The sequence below is a fragment of the Pseudomonas sp. F(2018) genome, assembly GCF_005508865.1.
Lineage (GTDB): Bacteria > Pseudomonadota > Gammaproteobacteria > Pseudomonadales > Pseudomonadaceae > Aquipseudomonas.
On sequence record NZ_SCOM01000003.1, the window covers coordinates 216,668 to 239,585 of the forward strand.

Annotated in this window: 19 protein-coding genes; 8 read left to right on the forward strand and 11 right to left on the reverse strand. The window is 66.5% G+C overall.

Annotated features, from left to right (window positions below):
- Window positions 1-13: 13 nt before the first annotated feature.
- Window positions 14-733: a 16S rRNA (uracil(1498)-N(3))-methyltransferase gene (locus FFS62_RS14940; protein WP_137973626.1), complete on the forward strand. Its 720-nt coding sequence runs from the start codon at window positions 14-16 to the stop codon at window positions 731-733.
- 13 nt (window positions 734-746) lie between these two features.
- On the opposite strand, the gene FFS62_RS14945 is transcribed toward FFS62_RS14940, so the two are convergent.
- The 10 genes from FFS62_RS14945 to pilG all read right to left on the reverse strand — a co-directional run bounded on the left by FFS62_RS14945 (window position 747) and on the right by pilG (window position 16,215).
- Window positions 747-1,355, reverse strand: a complete 609-nt coding sequence (locus FFS62_RS14945; RefSeq protein ID WP_137973627.1) for a LysE family translocator — start codon at window positions 1,353-1,355, stop codon at window positions 747-749.
- Window positions 1,356-1,433: 78 nt separating this feature from the next.
- Entirely contained in the window at window positions 1,434-2,225 is a 792-nt protein-coding gene (locus FFS62_RS14950; RefSeq protein ID WP_137973628.1) for an AraC family transcriptional regulator, read from the reverse strand.
- Between the two features lie 144 nt (window positions 2,226-2,369).
- Complete coding sequence (locus FFS62_RS14955; protein WP_137973629.1) at window positions 2,370-2,840, reverse strand: chemotaxis protein CheW; 471 nt, start codon at window positions 2,838-2,840, stop codon at window positions 2,370-2,372.
- A 29-nt stretch (window positions 2,841-2,869) separates the two neighbouring features.
- Entirely contained in the window at window positions 2,870-3,889 is a 1,020-nt protein-coding gene (locus tag FFS62_RS14960) for a chemotaxis protein CheB (protein WP_137973630.1), read from the reverse strand.
- The gene (locus FFS62_RS14965; protein ID WP_137973631.1) at window positions 3,882-11,729 is read right to left on the reverse strand and encodes an Hpt domain-containing protein; all 7,848 of its coding nucleotides are present in this window, start codon (window positions 11,727-11,729) and stop codon (window positions 3,882-3,884) included. The genes FFS62_RS14960 and FFS62_RS14965 overlap by 8 nt, the downstream gene beginning before the upstream one ends.
- A gap of 24 nt (window positions 11,730-11,753) precedes the next feature.
- Window positions 11,754-12,617 carry a protein-glutamate O-methyltransferase CheR gene (locus FFS62_RS14970; RefSeq protein ID WP_137974012.1) on the reverse strand — a complete coding sequence of 288 codons (864 nt, stop codon included), beginning with the start codon at window positions 12,615-12,617 and terminating at the stop codon, window positions 11,754-11,756.
- Window positions 12,618-12,685: 68 nt separating this feature from the next.
- Window positions 12,686-14,728, reverse strand: a complete 2,043-nt coding sequence (locus FFS62_RS14975; RefSeq protein ID WP_137973632.1) for a methyl-accepting chemotaxis protein — start codon at window positions 14,726-14,728, stop codon at window positions 12,686-12,688.
- 84 nt (window positions 14,729-14,812) lie between these two features.
- Window positions 14,813-15,349 (reverse strand): chemotaxis protein CheW, encoded by a 537-nt coding sequence (locus FFS62_RS14980; protein ID WP_137973633.1) that lies wholly within the window; start codon window positions 15,347-15,349, stop codon window positions 14,813-14,815.
- A 47-nt stretch (window positions 15,350-15,396) separates the two neighbouring features.
- On the reverse strand, window positions 15,397-15,762 hold the full coding sequence (pilH, locus tag FFS62_RS14985) for a twitching motility response regulator PilH (protein WP_043216118.1): 366 nt from the start codon (window positions 15,760-15,762) through the stop codon (window positions 15,397-15,399).
- A 45-nt stretch (window positions 15,763-15,807) separates the two neighbouring features.
- On the reverse strand, window positions 15,808-16,215 hold the full coding sequence (pilG, locus tag FFS62_RS14990; protein ID WP_021698994.1) for a twitching motility response regulator PilG: 408 nt from the start codon (window positions 16,213-16,215) through the stop codon (window positions 15,808-15,810).
- A gap of 223 nt (window positions 16,216-16,438) precedes the next feature.
- Between pilG and gshB the strand changes: the two genes are divergently transcribed.
- The 7 genes from gshB to FFS62_RS15025 all read left to right on the forward strand — a co-directional run bounded on the left by gshB (window position 16,439) and on the right by FFS62_RS15025 (window position 22,228).
- Window positions 16,439-17,398 (forward strand): glutathione synthase, encoded by a 960-nt coding sequence (gshB, locus tag FFS62_RS14995; protein WP_137973634.1) that lies wholly within the window; start codon window positions 16,439-16,441, stop codon window positions 17,396-17,398.
- Window positions 17,399-17,484: 86 nt separating this feature from the next.
- Window positions 17,485-18,387 carry an energy transducer TonB gene (locus FFS62_RS15000; protein ID WP_137973635.1) on the forward strand — a complete coding sequence of 301 codons (903 nt, stop codon included), beginning with the start codon at window positions 17,485-17,487 and terminating at the stop codon, window positions 18,385-18,387.
- Between the two features lie 43 nt (window positions 18,388-18,430).
- A complete protein-coding gene (locus tag FFS62_RS15005; protein ID WP_137973636.1) occupies window positions 18,431-18,997 on the forward strand; it encodes a YqgE/AlgH family protein in 567 nt (188 codons plus the stop codon).
- On the forward strand, window positions 18,994-19,425 hold the full coding sequence (ruvX, locus tag FFS62_RS15010; RefSeq protein WP_137973637.1) for a Holliday junction resolvase RuvX: 432 nt from the start codon (window positions 18,994-18,996) through the stop codon (window positions 19,423-19,425). The genes FFS62_RS15005 and ruvX overlap by 4 nt, the downstream gene beginning before the upstream one ends.
- Before the next feature lie 14 nt (window positions 19,426-19,439).
- Window positions 19,440-19,946, forward strand: coding sequence for a bifunctional pyr operon transcriptional regulator/uracil phosphoribosyltransferase PyrR (gene pyrR / locus FFS62_RS15015; RefSeq protein WP_137973638.1), 507 nt, complete (start codon window positions 19,440-19,442; stop codon window positions 19,944-19,946).
- 9 nt (window positions 19,947-19,955) lie between these two features.
- Window positions 19,956-20,957: an aspartate carbamoyltransferase catalytic subunit gene (locus tag FFS62_RS15020; protein WP_137973639.1), complete on the forward strand. Its 1,002-nt coding sequence runs from the start codon at window positions 19,956-19,958 to the stop codon at window positions 20,955-20,957.
- Entirely contained in the window at window positions 20,957-22,228 is a 1,272-nt protein-coding gene (locus FFS62_RS15025; protein WP_137973640.1) for a dihydroorotase, read from the forward strand. The genes FFS62_RS15020 and FFS62_RS15025 overlap by 1 nt, the downstream gene beginning before the upstream one ends.
- A gap of 194 nt (window positions 22,229-22,422) precedes the next feature.
- Here FFS62_RS15025 and FFS62_RS15030 read toward each other — a convergent pair whose 3' ends face one another.
- On the reverse strand, window positions 22,423-22,821 hold the full coding sequence (locus tag FFS62_RS15030) for a TM2 domain-containing protein (protein WP_137973641.1): 399 nt from the start codon (window positions 22,819-22,821) through the stop codon (window positions 22,423-22,425).
- Window positions 22,822-22,918: the final 97 nt, after the last annotated feature.

Sequence of the window (22,918 nt, forward strand, 5' to 3'; positions counted from 1 at the left end):
CACGAACCTCGCCATGCGCCTGTCCCGCTTCTTTATCGATGCCCCGCTCTCCCTCGGCCAGCACGAGCTACCCGAGGCCCAGGCGCACTATATCGGCCGCGTGCTGCGGCATGCGGCGGGCGATGCCGTGCAGCTGTTCGACGGCAGCGGCCAGGAGTACCTGGGTGAGCTGATCGAAGTGGGCAAGAAGGCCGTGCGGGTCGAGCTGCGCGAGCAGTTCGCCGGCCAGCCCGAATCGAGCCTGCGCGTACATCTGGGTCAGGGTCTGTCACGCGGCGAGCGCATGGACTGGGCGATCCAGAAGGCCACCGAGCTGGGTGCCAGCGAGATCACCCCGATCATCTCCGAGCGCTGCGAAGTGCGTCTGAAGGACGAGCGCGCCGACAAGCGCCTGGCCCACTGGCGCCAGGTGGCGATCAGCGCCTGTGAGCAGTGCGGCCGCTCGGTGTTGCCGGTTATCCACTCGCCCGTGCTGCTGGCCGACTGGCTGAAACAGACCACTGCAGATCTCAAGTTGGTGCTGCATCCGGTGGCCGAGCCGCTGACCAGTCACCCCGGCCCGGCTACCCTGGCCTTTCTGATCGGCCCGGAAGGCGGCCTCAGCGACGCCGAGGTGGAACAGGCCACGGCCGCCGGCTTCCACGCCGCCCGCCTGGGCCCGCGCGTGCTGCGTACCGAGACCGCGCCGGTGGTGGCGCTGGCCGTGGCCCAGCAGCTGTGGGGCGACTTCTGAGCCGCTGACTGGCTTAGAGACCGCGCAGGGTCAGCCCGGCCAGCGCCAGCAACAGCACGCCGCAACCGGCATAACTGATACGGTGCCAGAGCGTAGAAGTATTACGCCGCAACCAGTCCACCAGCGCCGCGCAGATAAAGCACCAGAGCAGCGAGGCGAACATGAAGCCGGCGAAGAACACCGCCATCTCCGTGCGGCTCGGCGTGCCCTCGACGATGCCCGCCAGCGCACTGCCCAGCGCGCCCCAGAACACGATGTTCTTCGGATTGGACAGCGACAGCAGCGCGCCGGCACCGAAGGCATTTCGTCCCTGCTGACCGCCCTCCTCCTGCGCCGGCGGCTGCCGTGCATCGCGCAGCCCCTGGATACCGAGCCAGGCCAGATAGGCCGCGCAGGCGATGGTCAGCGGCACGCGCACGCTGTCCTGGGCCAGCAGCAGGACCAGGCTGGTCAGGCCTATCAGCGCCCACACCGCATCACCGATCAGCGAACCGAGCTGCACCAGCAGCGCCGGACGGAAGCCGCCGGTCAGGCCACGGCGCAGGGTCTCGCTGAACACGGCGCCGGGAGAGGCGCAGAAGGCCAGGCCGAACAGCATGGCGGCGAGGAAGATGGCCAGCATGGAGGGTGCTCCGAATCGATGACGGCGCGGATTATCGGCGAAGCGCGAGCCGCCGACTTGAACCGGATTGCTGCGCGCTCAGCGCCGGACCAGCGCCTGATAGCGGCCGGGACTGACACCGTAGGCGGCGCGGAAGTGGCGGTTGAGATGGCTCTGGTCGGCGAAGCCCAGGGCATGGGCCACCTCGCCGGCCGGCACGCCAAGACGCAACAGCCCCTGGGCGCGGCGGGTGCGCAACTGCATGGCCCACTGCCGCGGGCTGAGCCCGGTACGGCGCTTGAAGGCACGCAGCAGGTGGAACTTGGACAGGTCCACGGCGGCGGCCATCTGCTCCAGGCTCGGCGTCTGCTCCAGGCTGGCGGCTAGCAGCTCCTGCAGACGCCCGACCGCCTCGCTGCCGATATCCCGAGCCTCGGTCAGACGCACACCGGCGCCGCTGGCGATCCGCCCGAGCAGCAGAGTCACGCCCTCCTCGCCGTGCTCGCGCAGTAGCGGATCGTCGCTCAGGCAGGTTTCGATCGCCTGGGCCAGCTCACCGGCCAGGGCCGGTGCCTGCTGCAGTGGACGTTCGAACTGCAGCTCGTTGCGGCCGAGGCTCTCGGCCAGTCGCGCCGCGGGCAGGTACAGGCTGACATAGCGCCACGGCTGCCCCTCGCGGGCACCGCCGCCCTGGATCTCGCCGGGGTTGTAGGTGGTGATGGCGCCGACACCGGCGTCGAAGGTACGGCCGTCCAGCCAGATGCGCTCGGTGCCGACCAGGTTGGCACCGATGACGAATTCGTCGTGGCTGTGTTTCTCGAAGTGCTGGCCCGGCACGCAGCTGCTGGCGACTTCCAGCTCGCCTAGGCGCGCCAGGCGGACCGAGCTCATGTCAAAAATCGCCCGAGCAATCGCCGAGCGCAGTCGAGACTAGGCGGAAAGGGCTGAGAAAGCGCAGTTTACGAGTGGTAAATGAGCATTTCGAAGTCATTTCCAACGCAGTATCGGCAAGCGCAGGCATTGGGCGGGTGATTTTCAGATCAGGCCGGCGTCCGCCAGCTTTTGCTCCAGGCCGATCAGGTCCGGGATCTTCACCACGGCTTCGCCGAGCTGCACGGCGTCCAGCTCCAGCGGAGCCAGTTCGGCGCTGGCGCGCTGCAGGTTGCCGTCGACCTTCATCGAGCGCGGGATACCCTGCACCAGCAGGGCGATGAACTTGACCTGGTCGCGACCGCCCATGGCGTTGAGCACCGCCACGCGCACGCCCGGGCCGATCTGCGGCTGACCATCGGAGGCGGCCTCGAACGACAGCAGTGGCAGCTGCAGGTCGCGCCAGGCCACCTGGCCGAGGAACCAGGACGGCATCCCCGGCGTGACATGCGGCGGACGGTAGGGAATCAGCTCGGCCACCGCCACGTTGGGCAGCAGCAGGGTGCGGTCGGCCAGCGGCACCAGCAGGCCGGTGAGGCTGCTGATGCTGTTCTGGCTGGCGATGGCTTGGCTCATGGCGGCTCCTTGAATGACTGCTGGCGCCGTTACTGGCACTGTTCGGCCAGGTGATTGACCAGGGCGGAGGCCAGCTCGCGTGGATCACCGCTCAGGCTGCTGTAGCCGCCTTCGCGCAGGCTGTCGGGCATGCTCGGGCAGGCGCAGCTGTCGGCCTTCTGGGTCCAGATCACACCACCCTGGCGGCGCACGTAGGCCGCGGCGGCGCTGCCGTCGCTGCCCATGCCGCTGAAGGCGATCACGCCACAATGGGCGCCGAACTGCTGGGCCAGGTTGAGCATCATCTGGTCGATGGACGGGCTGTAGGGCTCCGGCCAGCCGCGATCGGCCACCTGCATGGCGCCGTCCTCGGCGAAGCCGAGTTCGTTGCTGATCGGCGCCACCACCACTTCGCCGCAACGCACGGCATCGCCGTTGCGCGCCGGGTTGACGTGCCACTGGCTGTGGCGGCCAACGGCCTGGGGCAGCGCCGTCTCGAAGGCGGCATCGATGTGCTGGGCATAGACGAAGCCGATCGGCAGGCCGCCGGGCAGGGCATCGAGAAATTCCTTCACCGCCGCCGGACCACCGAGCGAGGCGGCCAGCAGCCAGACCTGCTTGGCCGGCTCACCGGCCACCAGCGGCGTCTCGGCCAGCGAGGCCGGCAGCTCCAGGCGGCTGGGGCGCTGCGCCTCGGCCAGCAGGGCCTCCAGGCTCGGGCCTACGGCCTGGGCCGGGTCACCGACCAGGCGCTTGAGCTTGCCGAACAGGCGGCGCTCCCAGCGCGGGTAGTTTTCCGAGTGACGCTCCGGGGCATGGCCCTCGCCGAACAGCACCGGGGCGCTGGCCTTCTCCAGGAGATTGTCGACCAGGGGTGAGTCTTCCGACTGGGCCAGGTCCACCAGCCACAGGTCGGTCTCGCAGTCGGCCAGGGCGGCCTCGTCGAGACGCGCCGGGTCGCTGTTGAGCACCACCTGGTAGCCGCTGCCGGACAGAGCCTGCTGCAGCACGTGGCGCTGCAGCGAGGTGTCGGCGATGACCGCGATACGAGCAGCAGTTCTGTCAGCCATTGGCCTTGTCCTTGACCAGTTTCAGGATGTTTTCCAGCAGATCCGACTCCTGGTACGGCTTGCCCAGGTATTCGTTGACGCCGATGGCCATGGCCCGATCGCGGTGCTTCTCGCCGGTCCGCGAGGTGATCATGATGATCGGCAGGTCCTTCAGGCGCTCGTCGTGGCGCACCAGGGTGGCCACTTCGAAACCGTCCATGCGCGGCATCTCGATGTCGAGCAGCATGATGTCCGGCTTGTGTTCCTGCAGCTGGGCGATGGCATCGACCCCGTCCTTGGCGGTCAGCACGTTCATGCCGTTGCGTTCCAGCAGGCGGCTGGTGACCTTGCGCACGGTGACCGAGTCGTCCACCACCATGACCAGGGTCGGCCGGCTGGTGTCGGTATCGCTCGCCGTCGTGTCCTGGCTGACCAGGCGCGGCATCTGTACCTGGCCGAGCAGGTGCGCGTGGCGCACACGAATGGTCGCCAGCAGGTCGAGAATCACCACCACGCGACCGTCACCGAGGATGGTCGCACCGGAGATGCCGTGCACGCCGGCGAACTGCGGGCCGAGGCTCTTCACCACGATCTCGCGGGAACCGGCCAGGGCGTCCACCTGTACCGCCACCGCGTGTTCGCTGGAACGCACCAGGATCACCGGCAGCGGCAGGCTCTGGCCGACCAGCTTGGGCTGCTGGCCGTTGTTCAGCAGGTCGCCGAGGTACTTCAGCTCGTAGGCCTGACCGGCGTATTCGAAGCGCGGCGCGTCCGGACCGTAGTAGGCCTCCAGCTCGTACGGCGAGACCCGCACGATACCTTCGATGGTGTTCAGCGGGATGGCGTAGAAGTCTTCGCCGGAGACCACCATCAGCGCGCGGTTGACCGACACGGTGAATGGCAGGCGGATCAGGAAGCGGGTGCCCTCGCCGACGGTCGACTCGATGCTCATGGAGCCACCGAGCTGTTTGACCTCGGAGTGCACCACGTCCATGCCGACGCCACGTCCGGAGATCTGGGTGACCTTCTCGGCGGTGGAGAAGCCGGCCTCGAGGATGAACTGCAGCACCTCGTGGTCGGTGAGATCGCTGTCGGCGTCCATCAGGCCGCGTTCGATAGCCTTGCGCTTGACCGCGTCGAGGCGGATGCCGCCACCGTCGTCGGCCAGGGTCAGGAGGATGTCGCCACCTTCGCGCCCCAGGGTCAGGCGGATATTGCCGACTTCCGGCTTGCCGGCCGCGCGGCGCTTGTCGCCCGGCTCGATGCCGTGGTCGACGGCGTTGCGCAGCATGTGCTCCAGCGGCGCGACGATGCGCTCCAGCACGGTACGGTCCATCTCGCCTTCGGCGTTGCCGACATGGAACTCGACCTGTTTGCCCAGCTCGCCGGCCACCTGGCGGACGATCCGGCGCAGACGCGGCACCAGGCGGTCGAACGGCACCATGCGGGTGCGCATCAGGCCTTCCTGCAGCTCGGTGTTGACCCGCGCCTGCTGCAGCAGCAGGGTCTCGGCATCGCGGTTACGCGTGGCCAGGGTTTCCTTCAGGTCGAGCAAGTCGGAGGCCGACTCGAACAGCGCACGCGACAGCTGCTGCAGCTGCGAGTGACGGTCCATTTCCAGCGGGTCGAAGTCTTCGTAGCCGGCACGCTCGGCCTCGGCCTGGTAGCGGCTGAGGATCTGCGCCTGGGTCTCGATGTCGAGGCGGCGCAGCTGATCGCGCACCCGCTCGATGGTCGCTTCCATCTCGCCGAGGGTGAAGCCGAAGTCGCTGACCTGCTGCTCGACGCGACCGCGGAAGATCGAGGTCTCACCGGCCAGGTTGACCAGGCCTTCGAGCAGATCCGCCGGCACCTTGACCAGCTCCTGCGGCGCACGCTGGGCGGCGGCGCGGGCGGCGGCCTCGGCGGCGCGCTCGACGAAGGGCAGTACCTTGACCTGTTGCGACTGTTGCGGCTGGGCGCTGGCGGCGACGATCGGCGTGCTCAGCGCCACGGGCGTCGGAGTCGATTCGACCGGTTGCGGCTCGGCCACCGGAGCGGCCTGGATCTCGGCCACATGGCTGTCGTCCAGGCGCTTGCGCAGCTGGTCGAGTTCCTTCTGCAGGCCCTCGTAACCGGACTGCACGTCGAGGAACAGGCTGTCCGGCCAGGGCGCGCCCTGCTGCTGGGCCTCGGTCAGGTGTTGTTCGAAGTCGTGGCTGAGGTCGCCCAGGCGCTTCTGCCCGGCCAGGCGGGCACCGCCCTTGAGGGTGTGCAGGATGCGCAGCAGCTCGTCGATGGGGCTGCCATTGCTGCGATCGGCTTCCCAGCGCCCGATGGCGGCCTCCATGGCCTCCAGCAGTTCATCCGCCTCCTCGAGGAAGATATCGAGAATGTCGTCGGCTTCCGCGTCAACCTCTTCTTCCACCACCGGCTGCAGGTGCACGCTGGTGGGCATGCTCAGCTGCGCGTCGGGGTCGGCGCGGAAGCGCTTGATGGTCTCGATCAGGGCCAGGCCATCGGGGATCGCCCGGTTACCGCGCACCGCTTCGAGCATCTCGGAGAGACGGTCGTGGCAGGCCTGCAGCACGCCGAACAGGTCGCCATTGGCCTTCAGGCGACCGTCGCCGACGCCTTCGTAGAGGAACTCCAGTTCATGGGCCAGATCGCCGATCTCGCGAATCTCGGCCATGCGCGCACCACCCTTGAGGGTGTGCAGGTCACGCTGCAGGGCTTCCACTTCCAGGGTGTTGTCGACATCGGCCATCCAGCGCTGCAGGGCGGCGCCGGCACTGTCCATGATGTCGAAGCCTTCTTCGAGGAAGATTTCCACCAGCTCCGGATCGCGGTCCACCGCAGGAGCCGGCGCGGCGGCAATCGGTGCGGCTTGAATGACAGGCTGCGGCTCGGGCTCGGGCTCGGGCTCGGGCTCGGGCTCGGGCTCGGGCTCGGGCTCGGGCTCGGGCTCGGGCTCGGGCTCGACAATCTCGGCCTGCGGCAGGTCCTGCGCAAGCGGCTCCAGGTCTTCGGCGCCCAGGGCCGGCAGGGATTCGTCCAGGTGCCACTCGTCCGAGCTCAGCGCGGGCAGCTCTTCCGGCAGCGGTTCGCCGGGCTGCTCGGCGGCAGGCTCGATATGCAGCTCCGGCAGCTCGTCCAGCTGCGGTGCGACGAAGTCCACCTCGGCCAGCTCGCTCAGGTCGATCTCCGGCGACTCGCTCGGCTCTTGCGCAGCAGCAGCTTCGGGCAGCGGCTGCAGATCGGCGGACGGCAGATCGTCCAGCGCCTCGGCGCCGAGGGCCGGCAGCGATTCGTCCAGATGCCACTCATCCGAGCTCAGCGCGGGCAGCTCTGCCGGCAACTCTTCGGCTGGCGGCGCGGCAGACTCGATGTGCAGCTCCGGCAGCTCGTCCAGCTGCGGTGCGACGAAGTCCACTTCGGTCAGCTCGCCCAGGTCGATCTCCGCCGAGGGCGCAGTGTCTTCTTCCAGCTCGATCGAGGGCAGCGCGTCGACTGCAGGCTCCGCCTCGTCGGCACTGGCTTGGCTTTCGTTACTGGCCGAATGACTCGGCGCGGCTATCGGGCCGCCCTGGCGAAAGGAGCGTATCGCGTCGATCAGCGCCGAGGAGTCCAGCAACGGCTGGCCGCGCTGCAGTTGCTCGAGCACCACCGCCAGGCGGTCGTGGCTCTGCTGCAGCAGGCCGGCCAGGGCCGGGGAATAGCTGAAGCGGCGATCCACCAGGCCTTCGTAAAGGGACTCCAGTTCGTGGGCCAGGTCGCCGATCGCGCGAATCTCGGCCATGCGCGCACCGCCCTTGAGGGTGTGCAGGTCGCGCTGCAGGGACGACAGGGCCAGGTTGCTCTCAGGGTCGCTCAGCCAGCGGTCGAGGGCCTGGCCGGCGCTGTCGAGGATATCGACGGCCTCTTCCAGGAAGATCTCCACCATCTCGGCGTCGAGGTTCTCCGGCATGCTCGCCACCGGCTCGAACACCGGCTGCGACTCGGCGGCGGCGAAGCTTTCCGGCTCGGCCTGTGGTTCGGGCTGCGGTGCGGATTGCGGCGCGGGCTCCGGCTCAACGGCGGGCAGCTCATCCAGCTCGACCACTTCCAGGCCGGCCACGGCATCGGTATGCAGCAGCGCCAGGGTAGCCGGGTCGAGCGCCTGGTCCAGCAGATTGCGCAGGGCCGCCACGCGCTCGGGCTGCGGGCTGACCTGCAGGGCCGCGGCGACCTGGTCCATCATGCCGATCAGCGCCTCATGGGCGGATTCGGCCTCGGCAAAGAAATGCTCGCTGACCGCCAGGCGGCCATCCAGTACGGCCTGGTAGAGGGCCAGCAGGGCCTGGCACAGCTCGTCGATCTGCGGCAGCTCGGCCATCTCGGCGCCACGGCCGAGGGTGGTCAGCTCTTCCAGCAGGGCGGACAGCTCCTGCTGTTCGCTGGGATGCTCGCGCCACTTGCGCAGCAGGTCCTCGGCGTCGAGCAGGATGTCCATGCCCTCGGCGAGGAAGATCGAGATCAACTGCGGGTCACGGTAATCCTGCTCTTCCAGGCGCGCGCTCTCGGCGCTTTCCAGGCGAGCGTTGTGCAGCTTCTGCACCCGTTCGAGGAACTCGGCGGCACCCGGAATCGGCGCCAGCGGCTGGCTCTCCAGCTGCTCCAGGCCGGCGCGGAACAGGTGTTCGGCGTCGCGCAGCAGCTCGGCCTCGCCCAGGTCCATGTCGATCAGGTTGGTCTTGAATTCCTTGACCAGCTTTTCCAGCGGCGTGGCGATCTCGGCGATCGGCAGAATGCCGGCCATGTGCGCACTGCCCTTTAGGGTGTGCAGCGCGCGCTGCAGGTCATCGGTGACCGGCTGCGGGAGTTCCTGGGCACAGTCGGCGAGGAAGCCGACCAGGGTGTCCAGGTGGGTCTCGGCCTCGTTGCGGAAGATCTCCAGCAGCAACGGGTCGAGGGCCTCGTCGTCGCTCGCGGCCAGCGCCGGAGCGACTGGCTGCGGCAGCTCTTCCTGGGCGAAATCGACCTCGATCTCTTCTACCTGCAGCTCGGCGACCGGTTCGGCCTCCGGCTCGCTCTGTAACTCGGCGACATTTGGCGCACTGGCGAAGCTCGGCACCTGACCACGAGCCAGGGCATGGGCGGTGGCGGCCAGACGGTCGACGTCGTCGCGCTGGCGCTGGGCCTTGGCGGCGAACTCGTCGACCAGCGCCGGCATCAGCTCGACCACGTCGGCGATCACCTGCTGCACCGGCTGATCGGGCTGGATGCTGCGATCCAGCACGCGGTTCAGCATGTTCTCGATGGACCAGCCCAGCTCGCCGATGATCAGGGCGCGGACCATGCGGCCGCTGCCCTTGAGGGTGTGGAAGGCGCGCCGCACTTCGGTCAGCGCGTCCTTGTTGTCGGTATCCGCACGCCATTGCGGGAGGTATTCGTTGATGGTTTCGAGAACCTCGCCGACCTCCTCGATGAAGACTTCGAGCAGCTCCTCGTCCACCGGCTCCTCGTCGGCAGGCGGCGGCAGCAGACTCGGCGGCACGTCCTGGGCCGGCGGGTTGATCGCCTGCACCGGAGCGGCCATGACCTCGGCCATGGTCAGCGGCTTGTCGGCCGCCGGCTGAACCGGCTCGGGCTCGACCGGGGCGCTCGGCAACTCGACTTCCGGCAGCTCCAGGTCGGCGATTTCCAGCTCGTCCCAGTTGGCCGGGGCGCTGTCGAGGTTCAGCTCTTCGGCTTCCAGCGACAGCTCACTCAGGTCTTCGCGCAGGGCCGGCAGCTCTGCGCCGCTCGACAGCTCGCCAGCTTCGACGCTGAAGGAGCTATCGAGGCTGAGCTCTTCCAGCTCGCCGGACAGCGGCTGCAGATCGTCCAGAGTGCCCAGCTCCAGCGGGGCATCCAGGCTCAGATCGATGCCGCCGGACGCTTCCGGCGTGGCCTCGCCCAGGCTCCAGTTGTCGTCGGAGACCAGCAGCTCGCCGGTCTCTTCGGCCGGCAGCTCGGCGAACTCGATGCTCAGCTCGTCGCTCGACTCTTCCAGCGACAGCGCGGGCAGTTCTTCGAGCTCCAGCGGCTGTTCTTCCAGCAGCGGCTCCTCGAAGGCAACCTCTTCGGCGGCCAGCACTTCGATGTCCTGCAGCGGGTCGGCCAGCGGCGCCGGCGCTTCCTCGCGCGGTTCGATGCGGTCGAGGATCGAGGGCTTTTCCTTGAGGGGGTAGCCCAGGCTCTCCAGGCTTTCCTCGGCGACGTCGAGAATCAGGTCGCCCTGGCTGGCGTGGTCTTCGGCCAGGCGTTCCAGGTAGTACTCGACGCTGGTGATGGCGTCGGCCAGGGTGTCCAGGTTCTGCCAGTTGGGTACGGCCTTGCGCACCAGCAGTTGCTCCTGGATATAGCGGGTGCAGGCCTGCAGCAGCGAAGCGGCGCGGGTCAGCGGGATCATGGCCAGACCGCCACGGACCTGGGTCAGCAGCTCCGGCACGCGAGCCAGGTGCTCGTGATTCCACTGCGAGGCGATGAACTCGATGATCGCGTCCTTGGCCTGCTCCAGACCGGTGCGCGCTTCCTTGATCACCAACTGGTGAATCTGCGCCACGTCGGTGGTGGGCAGGTGGCTCTGTTCGTTCTGCTGATCGTCGCTGGGGCCGACCATGCCGGCCAGGGTGGCCTCGACATAGAGCAGCGCGCCGGCCACATCCATCAGCACCGCATCGCTCGGCTCGCGCTGACCGACGGAGAGGCTGTGCACCACGTCGAGCTGGTCGACGATGACCTTGCGCGGCTGACCGAAGCCGAGCACGGCCAGGGTATCGGCGATCTGCTTGAGCGGCGCCAGCAGGCCGTCCAGTTCGGCGACCTGTTTGCGATCGCTGCGCACGAACAGGTCGAGGCTGTCCTTGACCCGCACCAGCTCCTCGCACAGCGCGGCGACCACGGAACGCATGGCGTCGCGGTCTGGACCGGCCAGGCGGGCGCGCTCCTCGTCGACCACGCCGCTGTCGGGCAGGGCCTCGTCGAGGCGGTACTGGTCCTTCAGCGCGCGCAGGCGCGGCGACTGGGCCGAGGCCTTGGCCACGTAGAACAGCAGGTTCTTGGTCAGCTCGTCCGGAGCGGTATGGTTCATACCGTCGGCGCCCTGGTCGACCAGGCGCTTGAGCTCCTTGTCGACCTGGCGCAGCAGGGTGCGCACCGAGGCGCTATTGGTCACGCTGCCGTTGGCCAGGCCTTCGACCATGCCCGAGGCGATCTGCCACAGCGGGCCAAGCGGCGCCTCCTTGCACAGGGTTTCCAGGCGCGCGAACACGCGGGCCATGTAGCCCAGATTGGTGGCCAGGTCCTGGTTGCGGATCACTCCGACCAGGGCCATCTGCAGCATCTGCCGCAGCTTGCGCAGCAGCACGGGCAGCTCGGCGGTACGCAGTTTTTCCAGGGAATCGAGCGACAGCGCCGGCAGACGGCCGGACAGGTCGGGGGAGAACAGGCTGGTTTCCGACAGCAGGTTCTCGCCGCGGGCGGCGCGCAGGTCGTTGAGCAGCGGCAGCACGACCATCGGCAGGTCGCGGCGCGCACTCTGGATGCGATCCAGGTACGCCGGCAGCTGCAGGATGGCCTGCATCAGCACTTCCAGGGCTTCCGCCTGGTTGCTCGCGCGGCCGTCCAGCAGGGCCTGGGTCAGCTGTTCCATTTCCTCGGCGAGCAGAGCCGCGCCGTAGAACTCGACCATCTGCAGGGTGCCGTGAACCTGGTGCACATAGGTCTGGCAGAAACGCATGCGCGTGGCGTCCTGCGGGTTCTCGACGAACGCCTCCAGGGCCTGACGCGCCTGCTTCAGGGTTTCCGCGATCTCGCCTTTGACCCACTCCAGGGCGACATAGTCGTGCCGATCACCCATACCGACTCCACTCATATTCTTGTCTTAGCCCTTGCGGGTGAACGCCAGAACGCGCTCGTCGGCCACCGGTACCAGGTCCGGATGCTGCCAACCGACCACTTCCCCCACTCCCACCACCAGCATGCCCCCCGGCGCCAGGCGTTCGGCCAGACGGTTGAGGATTTCGCGGCGGCGCCAGCGGCGGAAATAGATCAGCAGGTTCTGACAAAAGATTACGTCCATGCCGGCCTGCGGCGCCTTGGCCAGCTCCAGCACATTCAACCGGGCCACGCAGACACGCGCGGCCAGGTCCGGCACCACTTGGTAACGACCATCGTCCTGGGCGAGGAAGTAGCGCTCGCACAGGTCGCTGTCCATCTGTTCCAGCTTGCGCGCGCCGTATGTCGCGTCGCGCGCCTTGTTCAACACATTCAGACTGATATCGGTGCCGGTCACGCCGAACTGCCGATCACTGCCCACATCGCGCAACACCTCGGCGGCCGCGATGGCCATCGAGTAGGGCTCCTCGCCACTGGAGCAGCCAACGCTCCACAGGGCCAGGGGCTGTTGCTGTTCATCCGTGGCCAGACGGCCGCGCAGATAACTTTCCAGAACGTCGAAGGACGGGCGGTGACGGAAGAAGCGGGTCTCCTGCACGGTCAGGCGGTCCAGCAGGGTCGACCACTCCACCGCGCCACGCGGGCCATCGGTGACCTGGCGGAAATAGCTGGCGTAGTCGCCGACGCCCAGTTCACGCATGCGCGCGGTCAGGTTGGTCTGCAGGAATGCCCGGCGTTGTTCGTTGATCACCACGCCGGTGCGCTCTTCGAGCAGCGCCTGCCAGTCGCGGAACTCCGCCTGTGACATGTCGGCCAGGGGTTTCAAGGCCCAGACGCCGCTTGGCTGCATGCCGTGCCCCTCGCTCATGGCCGAATGCCCCGGGCGGCAGCCCTCTCAGGCTGCCGCACCTCCCTTGATCAGGCCTGGCCGTCCGGCAGGGTGAAGCCGGATACCGAACGACGCATCTCACTGGCCATCTTGGCCAGGTTACCAATGCTCTTGGCGGTAGCGGTGGTACCTGCGGAGGTCTGCGAGGTGATCTCCTGAATCACGTTCATGGTGTTGGAGATGTGGCCAGCGGACGAAGCCTGCTGACGGGCGGCGTTGGAGATGTTCTGGATCAAGGCCGCGAGGGTCTTGGATACCTTCTCGATCTCTTCCAGGGCCACACCGGCGTCCTGCGCCAGGCGGGCACCGCGTACCACTTCGGAAGTGGTCTGCTCCATGGAGATAACCGCTTCGTTGGTGTCGGTCTGAATCGTCTTAACCAGCGCCTCGATCTGCTTGGTCGCCGCGGAGGAACGCTCTGCGAGGCGTTGTACCTCGTCCGCTACCACGGCGAAGCCGCGGCCCGCATCACCGGCCATGGACGCCTGGATCGCGGCGTTCAGTGCGAGGATGTTGGTCTGGTCGGCAATGTCGTTAATCAGGCTAACGATGTCACCGATCTCCTGGGACGATTCACCGAGGCGTTTGATCCGCTTCGAGGTGTCCTGGATCTGCTCACGGATGTTATCCATGCCGGTGATGGTGTTGTGCACCACCTCGTTACCCTTGTTGGCGATGGCTACGGAACGTTCCGCTACCGCAGAGGATTCCGCGGCGTTCGCCGATACCTGGTCAATCGACACGGCCATTTCGTTGATCGCCGCGGAGGCACCGGCGATTTCCTGGGCCTGGTGCTCGGAAGCCTCGGCCAGGTGCATCGCGGTGGCCTGGGTTTCCTGGGCGGCGGCGGCCACCTGTACGGCGGTCGAGTTGATCGTCGCTACCAGGTCGCGCAGTTGGTCGATGGAGTAGTTGATGGAGTCCGCGATCGCACCGGTGAAGTCCTCGGTTACGGTCGCGGCCACGGTCAGGTCACCGTCTGCGAGGTCGGCGATTTCGTCGAGCAGTCGCAGAATCGCCGACTGGTCGCGGGCGGATTTCTCCTCACGCTCAGCCAGACGGAGGTTGGTCGCGCGCACCATCACCAGGCCGATCAGGATGATCGAGGCCAGAGCCAGGGCGCCCAGCACGTAACCGGCGATAGTGTTGAAGTAACGGCCGTCGGCCAGGTTTTCGAACTCGGTGGCCAGGCCGGAGGTCTTGTCCAGCAGGGTCTGCGAGCCGGTGAAGATGGTGTTGGCGGATTCACGAACCTGGAACAGTTCCGGGGAGGTCTCGAGGATCTCGTCCACCGAGCCGGATACGAACTGGAACAGCTCGGAAATCTCGGCCAGACGCTCCAGGGCGTCGGTATCGGTAACGGCGGTGATCTCCATGGCGGCGTTGCCTTCGATCATCGCCTTGAGCACACGACCGAACAGGCTGGCGTCGCGGCCGAACATGTCGGCGGCCTGGACGGAGTCGTCGTCACCGGCCAGCACCTTGTTCACCGAGCCGAGGATACGTTCGGCGAGCAGCGACTGACGCTGGGCAACCGACACCTGGGCAGCGGGCGCGCCGCTCTGCAGCAGGATGTCGACCACCTCTTCGTACTCGACCTGCAGCTGCGGGATGGTTTCGGCGAGGGTGGCGGCTACTTGGTGCAGCGACAGTACGGTCTGTTCGCTCTGCAGGATGGCGTCCGCGTTCTGCCGCAGCACGTCCCAGTCCTTCTGCACCTCGTCCATCTGCGCCTTGACCGACTCCGGCGCCGCCGGCAGGCCGCTGGCCTCGTTACCGGAGGTCAGGAAGCCCCAACGCTCTTCGAAGTCGCGACGCGCTTCTTTCAGCAGCGGGAAGGCTTCTGCCTTGCCGGTCGCCGCTTCGGTGGCGTTCTTCGCAATACGCTGGGACAGCACGCGCAGTTCACCCGCGTGGCTGATGTATTCCTTGTCGTAGTTGGACTGGGTGTTGAGGTAGGCGAAGTTGGCGAACAGCAACACGATGGAAATGATCAGGACTATGAAGAGTCCGGCGATCAGCGTGTTACTGCGCACACCTGCCAAGAGATTGCCTGCATCGAGTTTTTTCATTATTTGGCCCCCGCCTGGACCGACCGCACTTCAGTTCCCATGTAACGCCAAAGGGCCGGCAACTGCCGACCCAACCGAAAATCTTTATACCGCCACGTCTAAAAAGCCCTGGTGCTGCGCCAACGCATGCGGGCTGAACACCAGCCAGGGTCGCTCGCGCTGGAAGACCCCGTGGATGAACGGCGAAATGGCCGCCTCCAGGGGTGGCAACTGCTCGGAGAAGGTATCCACCGGGAAGTGCTGCATACCGAACACTTCGTCAACCGTCAGGCCGGCGAACACTTCGTTGTGGTCCACCACCAGTACCCGCCGCTGCTTGCGCAGGGGCGACAGCTCGCTGCCAAAGAAGCCGCACAGGTCCATCACCGGCAACAGCCGGCCACGCACGTTGGCCACGCCTTTGACCCAGCCCTTCACGCCCGGCAGCAGCGTGTGCCGCGGCTCGTGCAGAACCTCACCGACCTCGCCCATGGGCGCGACGAAATAACGCTCGCCCATGCGGAAGCCGATGCCGCTCCAGGTCTGTACCGTCTGCTGCTGCGACGGCAAACCGGCCGCCAGCGCACGACAGCGCTGGTCGAGATCAACGAGAAGCTGGAAGGGGGATTGCGCGTCCGACATGCCGGCCTTGGCCTTTTCTTCTTATGTGGCTACGGACTGGCGCGGCTTCAGCCGGCCAGCACCGCGTTGAGGGTCTTCATCAGCGTGTCTTCGTCGACCGGCTTGGTCAGGTAGTCACGCGCACCCTGGCGCTTGCCCCAGACCTTGTCGGTTTCCTGATCCTTGGTGGTGACGATGATCACCGGGATGTGGCTGGTTTCGGCGTCCTTGGTCAGCTGACGGGTCGCCTGGAAGCCATTGAGACCGGGCATGACGATATCCATCAGCACGGCATCGGGTTTTTCCTGGCGCGCCAGGGCAACGCCGTCGGCACCATTCTCCGCCTTGAGTACCTGATGACCATGCTTCTCGAGCATGGCGGTCAGTTTGTACATCTCGGTCGGCGAGTCATCAACAATCAGAATACGAGCCATGAAGTTCCCCATACGGAATAGGCATCGCCGGCTTGTGGCCAGCTATCAGGAGGCTTGCTCCACCGGGACGAATTCGGGCACATGCGCCTTGATGGCGCCGAGCAGCTCTTCCTTGCTGAAGGGCTTGGTCAGGTACTGGTCGGAACCGACGATGCGCCCCTTGGCCTTATCGAACAGGCCGTCCTTGGAGGACAGCATGATCACCGGGGTGGATTTGAAAGCACTGTTGTTTTTGATCAGGGCGCAGGTCTGATAACCATCGAGGCGCGGCATCATGATATCGACAAAGATAATGCTCGGATGCGTATCGGCGATCTTGGCCAACGCATCGAAACCGTCCACCGCAGTGATGACCTCACAACCCACCTTCTTCAGCAGAGTCTCGGCGGTGCGACGAATCGTTTTCGAATCGTCGATCACCATGACCTTCAAACCCTCGGAATGCTGTTCCATGTCTGCCCTACCATCGCCTCGGTGAGTCATTGTTTTATCTATACAGCACAGTGTGGCTGAGGCCGTAACACTGACGGGCTGCGACCCGATCGTCCGGACTTTTTAGCACACTCTCCTGATGCAATCTATAAGCCCCTAATACTCGGGGTTTTTCTTGACCGGTGGCGCCCTGCGGCGCCACCCTTGCGCATCACTTCTGCCAACCTGAAGCAGGTTTCACCCCATGAGCATTCGCCTGGGGATCGTCATGGATCCCATCGCCCAGATCAATTTCAAGAAGGATAGCTCGCTGGCCATGCTTCTGGCCGCGCAGGCTCGCGGCTGGTCTCTCTTTTATATGGAGCAGCGCGATCTCTACAGCAACGCCGGCCAGGCCCGTGCCCGCATGCAGCCGCTGCAGGTGTTCAACGACCCGCAGCGCTGGTTCGAGCTGGATGCGGAGAAAGACGCCCCTCTGTCCGACCTGGACGTGATCCTGATGCGCAAGGATCCGCCCTTCGATAACGAGTTCGTCTACTCCACTTACTTACTGGAGCAGGCCGAGCGCGATGGCGTACTGGTGGTCAACCGCCCGCAGAGCCTGCGCGACTGCAACGAGAAACTGTTTGCCACCCAGTTCCCTCACTGCATGCCACCTACCCTGGTCAGCCGCAGGGCCGACATTCTGCGCGAGTTCGCCGAAACGCAGCGTGACATCATTCTCAAACCCCTGGATGGCATGGGTGGTTCCTCGATCTTCCGTCACCGCGTCGGCGACCCCAACCTCTCGGTGATCCTTGAGACCCTGACCGCCCACGGCACCCAGCAGTGCATGGCGCAAGGCTACCTGCCCGGCATCAAGGACGGCGACAAGCGCATCCTGATGATCGATGGCGAGCCGATCCCCTACTGCCTGGCGCGCATTCCGGCCCAGGGCGAGACCCGCGGTAACCTGGCCGCCGGCGGCCGCGGCGAGGCCAGACCGCTGACCGAGCGCGACCGCTGGATCGCCGCCGAGGTCGGCCCGGTGCTGCGCGAGAAGGGCCTGCTGTTCGTCGGCCTGGACGTGATCGGCGAGCACCTGACCGAGATCAACGTGACCAGCCCGACCTGCATCCGCGAGATCGACAAGGCCTTCGACACCCGCATCGGCGAGCGCCTGATGGATGCCATCGAGGGCAAGCTTGCTGCGCGCAAAGCTTGATCCAGGTGGCAGCTTGGCGCTTGCGGCTTGCAGCCTGACGACCCGAGCCGGCAGACTGCGCGGCAATTCGTAACCGCGCCCGCCAGATGAACGCAGCCTTGAGACCGCCGCCCGAACTGACCAGCTCAGGCATCCGCCCCGCGGATCGCCTGGGCTTCACCCTGTTCGTCGCCACCCTGCTGCACCTGGCGCTGATCCTCGGCGTCAGCTTCACCCTGGCCAAGCCCGGCGAGCTGAGCAAGACCCTGGAAATCACCCTGTCGACCTTCAACAGCGACAAGCAGCCCGACAAGGCCGACTACCTGGCCCAGCACAACCAGCAGGGCAGCGGCACCCTGGAGCACAAGGCGGCGCCCAAGACCACCGAGCAGGCGCCGTTCCAGGACAGCAAGGTCAACAAGGTCACCCCGGCCGCCGCGCCGCAGCCGACCCAGCGCAAGGAAGCGGTCGCCAGCAAGACTTCGCTGACCACCACCAAGCAGCAACAGCAGAAGGCGGCGACCAAGCAGAAGGAAGAGGAACCGCAACCCGACGCCCAGCACGCGCCGATATTTGACAGCACCCAGCTGTCCGCGGAAATCGCCAGCCTGGAGGCCGAACTGGCTCAGGAGCAGCAGCTCTACGCTAAGCGCCCGAAGATCCATCGCCTCAACGCCGCCTCGACCATGCGCGACAAGGGCGCCTGGTACAAGGACGAGTGGCGTAGGAAGATCGAGCGTGTTGGCAACCTTAATTATCCAAACGAAGCCAAGCGCCAGAAGATCTATGGCCAGCTGATCTTAATGGTCTCAATCAACAGAGACGGGACCATCAATGAAATGCTTTTGGTCGAATCATCTGGACATAAGGTTCTAGACGAAGCAGCCATGAAGATCGTCCGGCTCTCGGCTCCATTTGCCCCATTTGAAGGCGACATGGCTGAGTTTGATCGACTTGAGATTACGCGCACTTGGCGATTTGACCGAAGCGATCGACTTTTTAGCCAGTGACTGACGCTTGCCGCCCTAGCCGTCAGGGTCGAAACTAGCGCCCATGAAGACCGCCGCCAGCTACCTCAAGCATCACTTCCTGATCGCCATGCCGCACATGGCCGATCCCAACTTCGCGCAGACCGTCACCTACCTGGTTGAGCACAACGAGCAGGGCGCCATGGGCCTGGTGATCAACCGCCCCAACGGCCTCAACCTGGCCGACGTGCTGGAGCAACTGCGCCCGGACGAGACGCCCCCCGCCCTCTGCCAGAGCCTGCCGATCTTCGCCGGCGGCCCGGTACAGACCGATCGAGGCTTCGTCCTGCACCCTTCGGGGCAGAGCTTCCAGGCCACCCTGGAACTGGGCGAACTGGCCCTGTCCACCTCCCAGGACGCGCTGTTCGCCATCGCCGACGGCAGCGGCCCCGCCAAGTATCTGATCACCCTCGGCTACGCCGGCTGGGAAGCCGGCCAGCTGGAGACCGAGCTGACCGAGAACGCCTGGCTGACCTGCCCGGCCGACGCCGCCATCCTCTTCGACACCCCCGCCGAGCAGCGTCTGGGCGCTGCCGCCGCGCGCCTGGGCATCAACCTCAGCCTGCTCACCGCCCAGGCCGGCCACGCATGAGCGGCGCGCCACGCCTGCTGCTGGGCTTCGACTACGGTACCAAGCAGATCGGCGTCGCCGTCGGTCAGGCCATCACCGGCCAGGCCCGTGAACTCTGCGTGCTCAAGGCGCAGAACGGCGTGCCGGACTGGCAGAAGGTCGAGGCGCTGATCAAGGAGTGGCAACCGGACGCCATCGTCGTCGGCCTGCCGCTGAACATGGATGGCACGAAGAGCGAGATGAGCGAGCGCGCCGAGAAGTTCGCCCGCCGCCTCAACGGCCGCTTCAACCTGCCGGTGCACACCCACGACGAACGCCTGACCACCTTCGAGGCCAAGGGTCAGCGCCTGTCCCAGGGCCAGCGCGGCGGCTACCGCGAGCGCCCGGTGGACGCCCTGGCCGCCGCCCTGCTGCTGGAAGGCTGGCTGGAACAGAATCTTTCGAACTGATTGCGAGGAACGCCATGACCCTGCCCGATCCCCAACAGCTGCTGCCACGCATGGCCGGCGACCTGCGGGCGCTGCTCAAGCGCCGCGGTGTCGAGCAGGTGCACTTCATCGGCATCCGCACCGGCGGTGTGTGGGTCGCCGAGGCGCTGCTGCGCGAGCTGGGCCTGGAACAGCCGCTCGGCACCCTCGACGTGTCCTTCTACCGGGACGACTTCACCCGCAGCGGCCTGCACCCACAGGTGCGCCCCTCCGAGCTGCCGTTCGAGATCGAGAACCAGCACCTGGTCCTGGTCGACGACGTGCTGATGAGCGGCCGCACCATCCGCGCCGCCCTCAACGAACTGTTCGACTACGGCCGCCCGGCCAGCGTGACCCTGGTCAGCCTGCTCGACCTGGACGCCCGCGAGCTGCCGATCCACGCCGACGTGCTCGGCGCCACCCTCGCCCTGGCACCCGAGCAACGGGTAAAATTGTCCGGCCCCGCGCCGCTCACCCTCGAGCTGCAAAGCCTTTCCGCCTAGGACCTCCCCATGCCCATCGACGCCAAGCGCTCGCTGCAGCTCAACGACCAGGGCCAGCTGCGCCACTTCCTCTCGCTCGACGGCCTGCCCCGCGAGCTGCTGACGGAAATCCTCGACACCGCCGACTCCTTCCTCGAAGTCGGCGCCCGCGCGGTGAAGAAGGTCCCGCTGCTGCGCGGCAAGACCGTGTGCAACGTGTTCTTCGAGAACTCCACGCGCACCCGCACCACCTTCGAGCTGGCGGCCCAGCGCCTGTCGGCCGACGTGATCAGCCTCAACGTGTCGACCAGCTCGACCAGCAAGGGCGAGACCCTGTTCGACACCCTGCGCAACCTCGAAGCCATGGCCGCCGACATCTTCGTCGTACGCCACGCCGACTCCGGCGCCGCGCACTTCATTGCCGAGCACGTGTGCCCGAACCTGGCGATCATCAACGGCGGCGACGGCCGCCATGCGCACCCGACCCAGGGCATGCTCGACATGCTCACCATCCGCCGCCACAAGGGCGGCTTCGAGAATCTGTCCGTCGCCATAGTCGGCGACATCCTGCACTCGCGGGTGGCGCGCTCGAACATGCTGGCGCTGAAGACCCTCGGTTGCCCGGACATCCGCGTGATCGCGCCGAAGACCCTGCTGCCGGTGGGCATCGAGCAGTACGGGGTGACCGTCTACAGCGACCTCGCCGAAGGCCTCAAGGACGTCGACGTGGTGATCATGCTGCGCCTGCAGCGCGAGCGCATGCAAGGTGGCCTGCTGCCCAGCGAAGGCGAGTTCTACCGCCTCTACGGCCTCACCGAGCAGCGCCTCAAGCTGGCCAAGCCGGACGCCCTGGTGATGCACCCGGGGCCGATCAACCGTGGCGTGGAAATCGAATCGGCGGTGGCTGACGGTCCGCAGTCGGTGATCCTCAACCAGGTCACCTATGGCATCGCCATCCGCATGGCCGTGCTGTCGATGGCCATGAGCGGCCAGGCCACCCAGCGCCAAATCAACGCCGAGGAGCACAACTGATGCGCATGCGAATCCTCGGAGCCCGGGTGATCGACCCGGCCAGCGGCCTGGACCAGGCCCGCGATCTCTACCTCGACGGCGGCAAGATCGTCGCCTTCGACCACGCGCCGGCCGGCTTCAGCGCCGACCAGGAGCTGGACGCCCGCGGTCTGATCGCCAGCCCCGGCCTGGTCGACCTGTCCGCGGCCCTGCGCGAGCCCGGCTACAGCCGCAAGGGCAATATCGCCAGCGAGACCCTGGCCGCCGCGGCCGGCGGCGTCACCAGCCTGTGCTGCCCGCCGCTGACCAAACCGGTGCTGGACACCCCGGCCGTGGCCGAGCTGATCCTCGACCGCGCCCAGGAAGCCGGGCACACCAAGGTGTTCCCCATCGGCGCCTTGACCAAGGGCCTGGCCGGCGAGCAGCTGGCCGAGCTGGTCGCCCTGCGCGACGCCGGCTGCGTGGCCTTCGCCAACGGCCTGGCGCCCCTGGCCAACAACCGCACCCTGCGCCGCGCCCTGGAATACGCGGCCACCTTCGACCTGACGGTGATCTTCCACTCCCAGGACGCTGACCTCGCCGACGGCGGCCTGGCCCACGAAGGCGCCACGGCCAGCTTCCTCGGCCTGGCGGGCATTCCGGAAAGCGCCGAGACCGTGGCCCTGGCCCGCGACCTGCTGCTGGTCGAACAGAGCGGCGTACGCGCCCACTTCAGCCAGATCACCAGCGCCCGCGGCGCCGAGATGATCGCCGCCGCCCAGGCCCGCGGCCTGCCGGTGACCGCCGATGTGGCCATGTACCAGCTGATCCTCACCGACGAGGCGCTGCTCGGCTTCTCCAGCCTGTACCACGTGCAGCCGCCGCTGCGCACCGCCTTCGACCGTGACGGCCTGCGCGAGGCGGTGAAGAACGGCGTGATCGGCAGCATCGCCAGCCACCACCAGCCCCATGAGCCGGATGCCAAGCTGGCGCCGTTCGGTGCCACCGAGCCGGGCATCAGCAGCGTCGAGCTGCTGCTGCCGCTGGCCCTGACCCTGGTCCAGGACGGCCTGCTCGATCTGCCGACCCTGCTCGCCCGCCTCACCAGCGGCCCGGCCAAGGCCCTGCGCCTGCCTGCCGGCCGCCTGGCCGTTGGCGCCCCGGCCGACCTGCTGCTGTTCGATGCCGAGGGCCAGACCCTGGCCGGCGAGACCTGGCGCTCGAAGGGCGGCAACTGCCCGTTCATCGGCCACTGCCTGCCCGGCCAGGTGCGCTACACCCTGGTGGACGGCCGTCTCAGCTATCAGGGCTAAACGCCCGACCATGAAAAAGCCCGCCGATTGGCGGGCTTTTTTCTGCACGAACAAGAACCTGCTTAAAGGCTCGCGAGCTAGAGAAAAACAAGGCGGAAGTAGCTGAGGAAGCGGAGTTTACGAATGGTAAATGAGCATTCCGAAGCCACTTCCAACGCAGTTTTTCCGACGCGCAGCAGGCTTTAAGCAGGTTCTCAGGCGCGGGAGGCGTTCTTGATCGAGACCTGAGTATTCAGGGTCCAGAAGTCGTAGAGCACGCCGAGCAGGAACAGGCCACCGGTGAACAGGTAGATGATCCCGGTGATCCACTTGCCCTGGTACATGCGGTGCACGCCGAACACGCCGAGGAAGGTCAGCAGGATCCAGGCCACGTTGTAGTCGGTATCGCCAGCGGTGAAGCGCAGATCGGCCTCGCGATCCATGGCCGGGATCAGGAACAGGTCGATGATCCAGCCGATGAAGAACAGGCCCAGGGTGAGGAACCAGATGGTCCCGGTCACCGGCTTGCCGTAGTAGAAGCGGTGCGCGCCGAGAAAGCCGAAGATCCACAGCAGATAGCCGATGACCTTGCTGTGGGTGTCCTGTCGTTGCATGTGAACTCCTTGCGTGATGAAAAACCGCGCCGCCGACAACCGGCCGCCGCGAGCGCTTGCGCCGGCAAGCGATTGAACAAATACTGTATGCAAATAC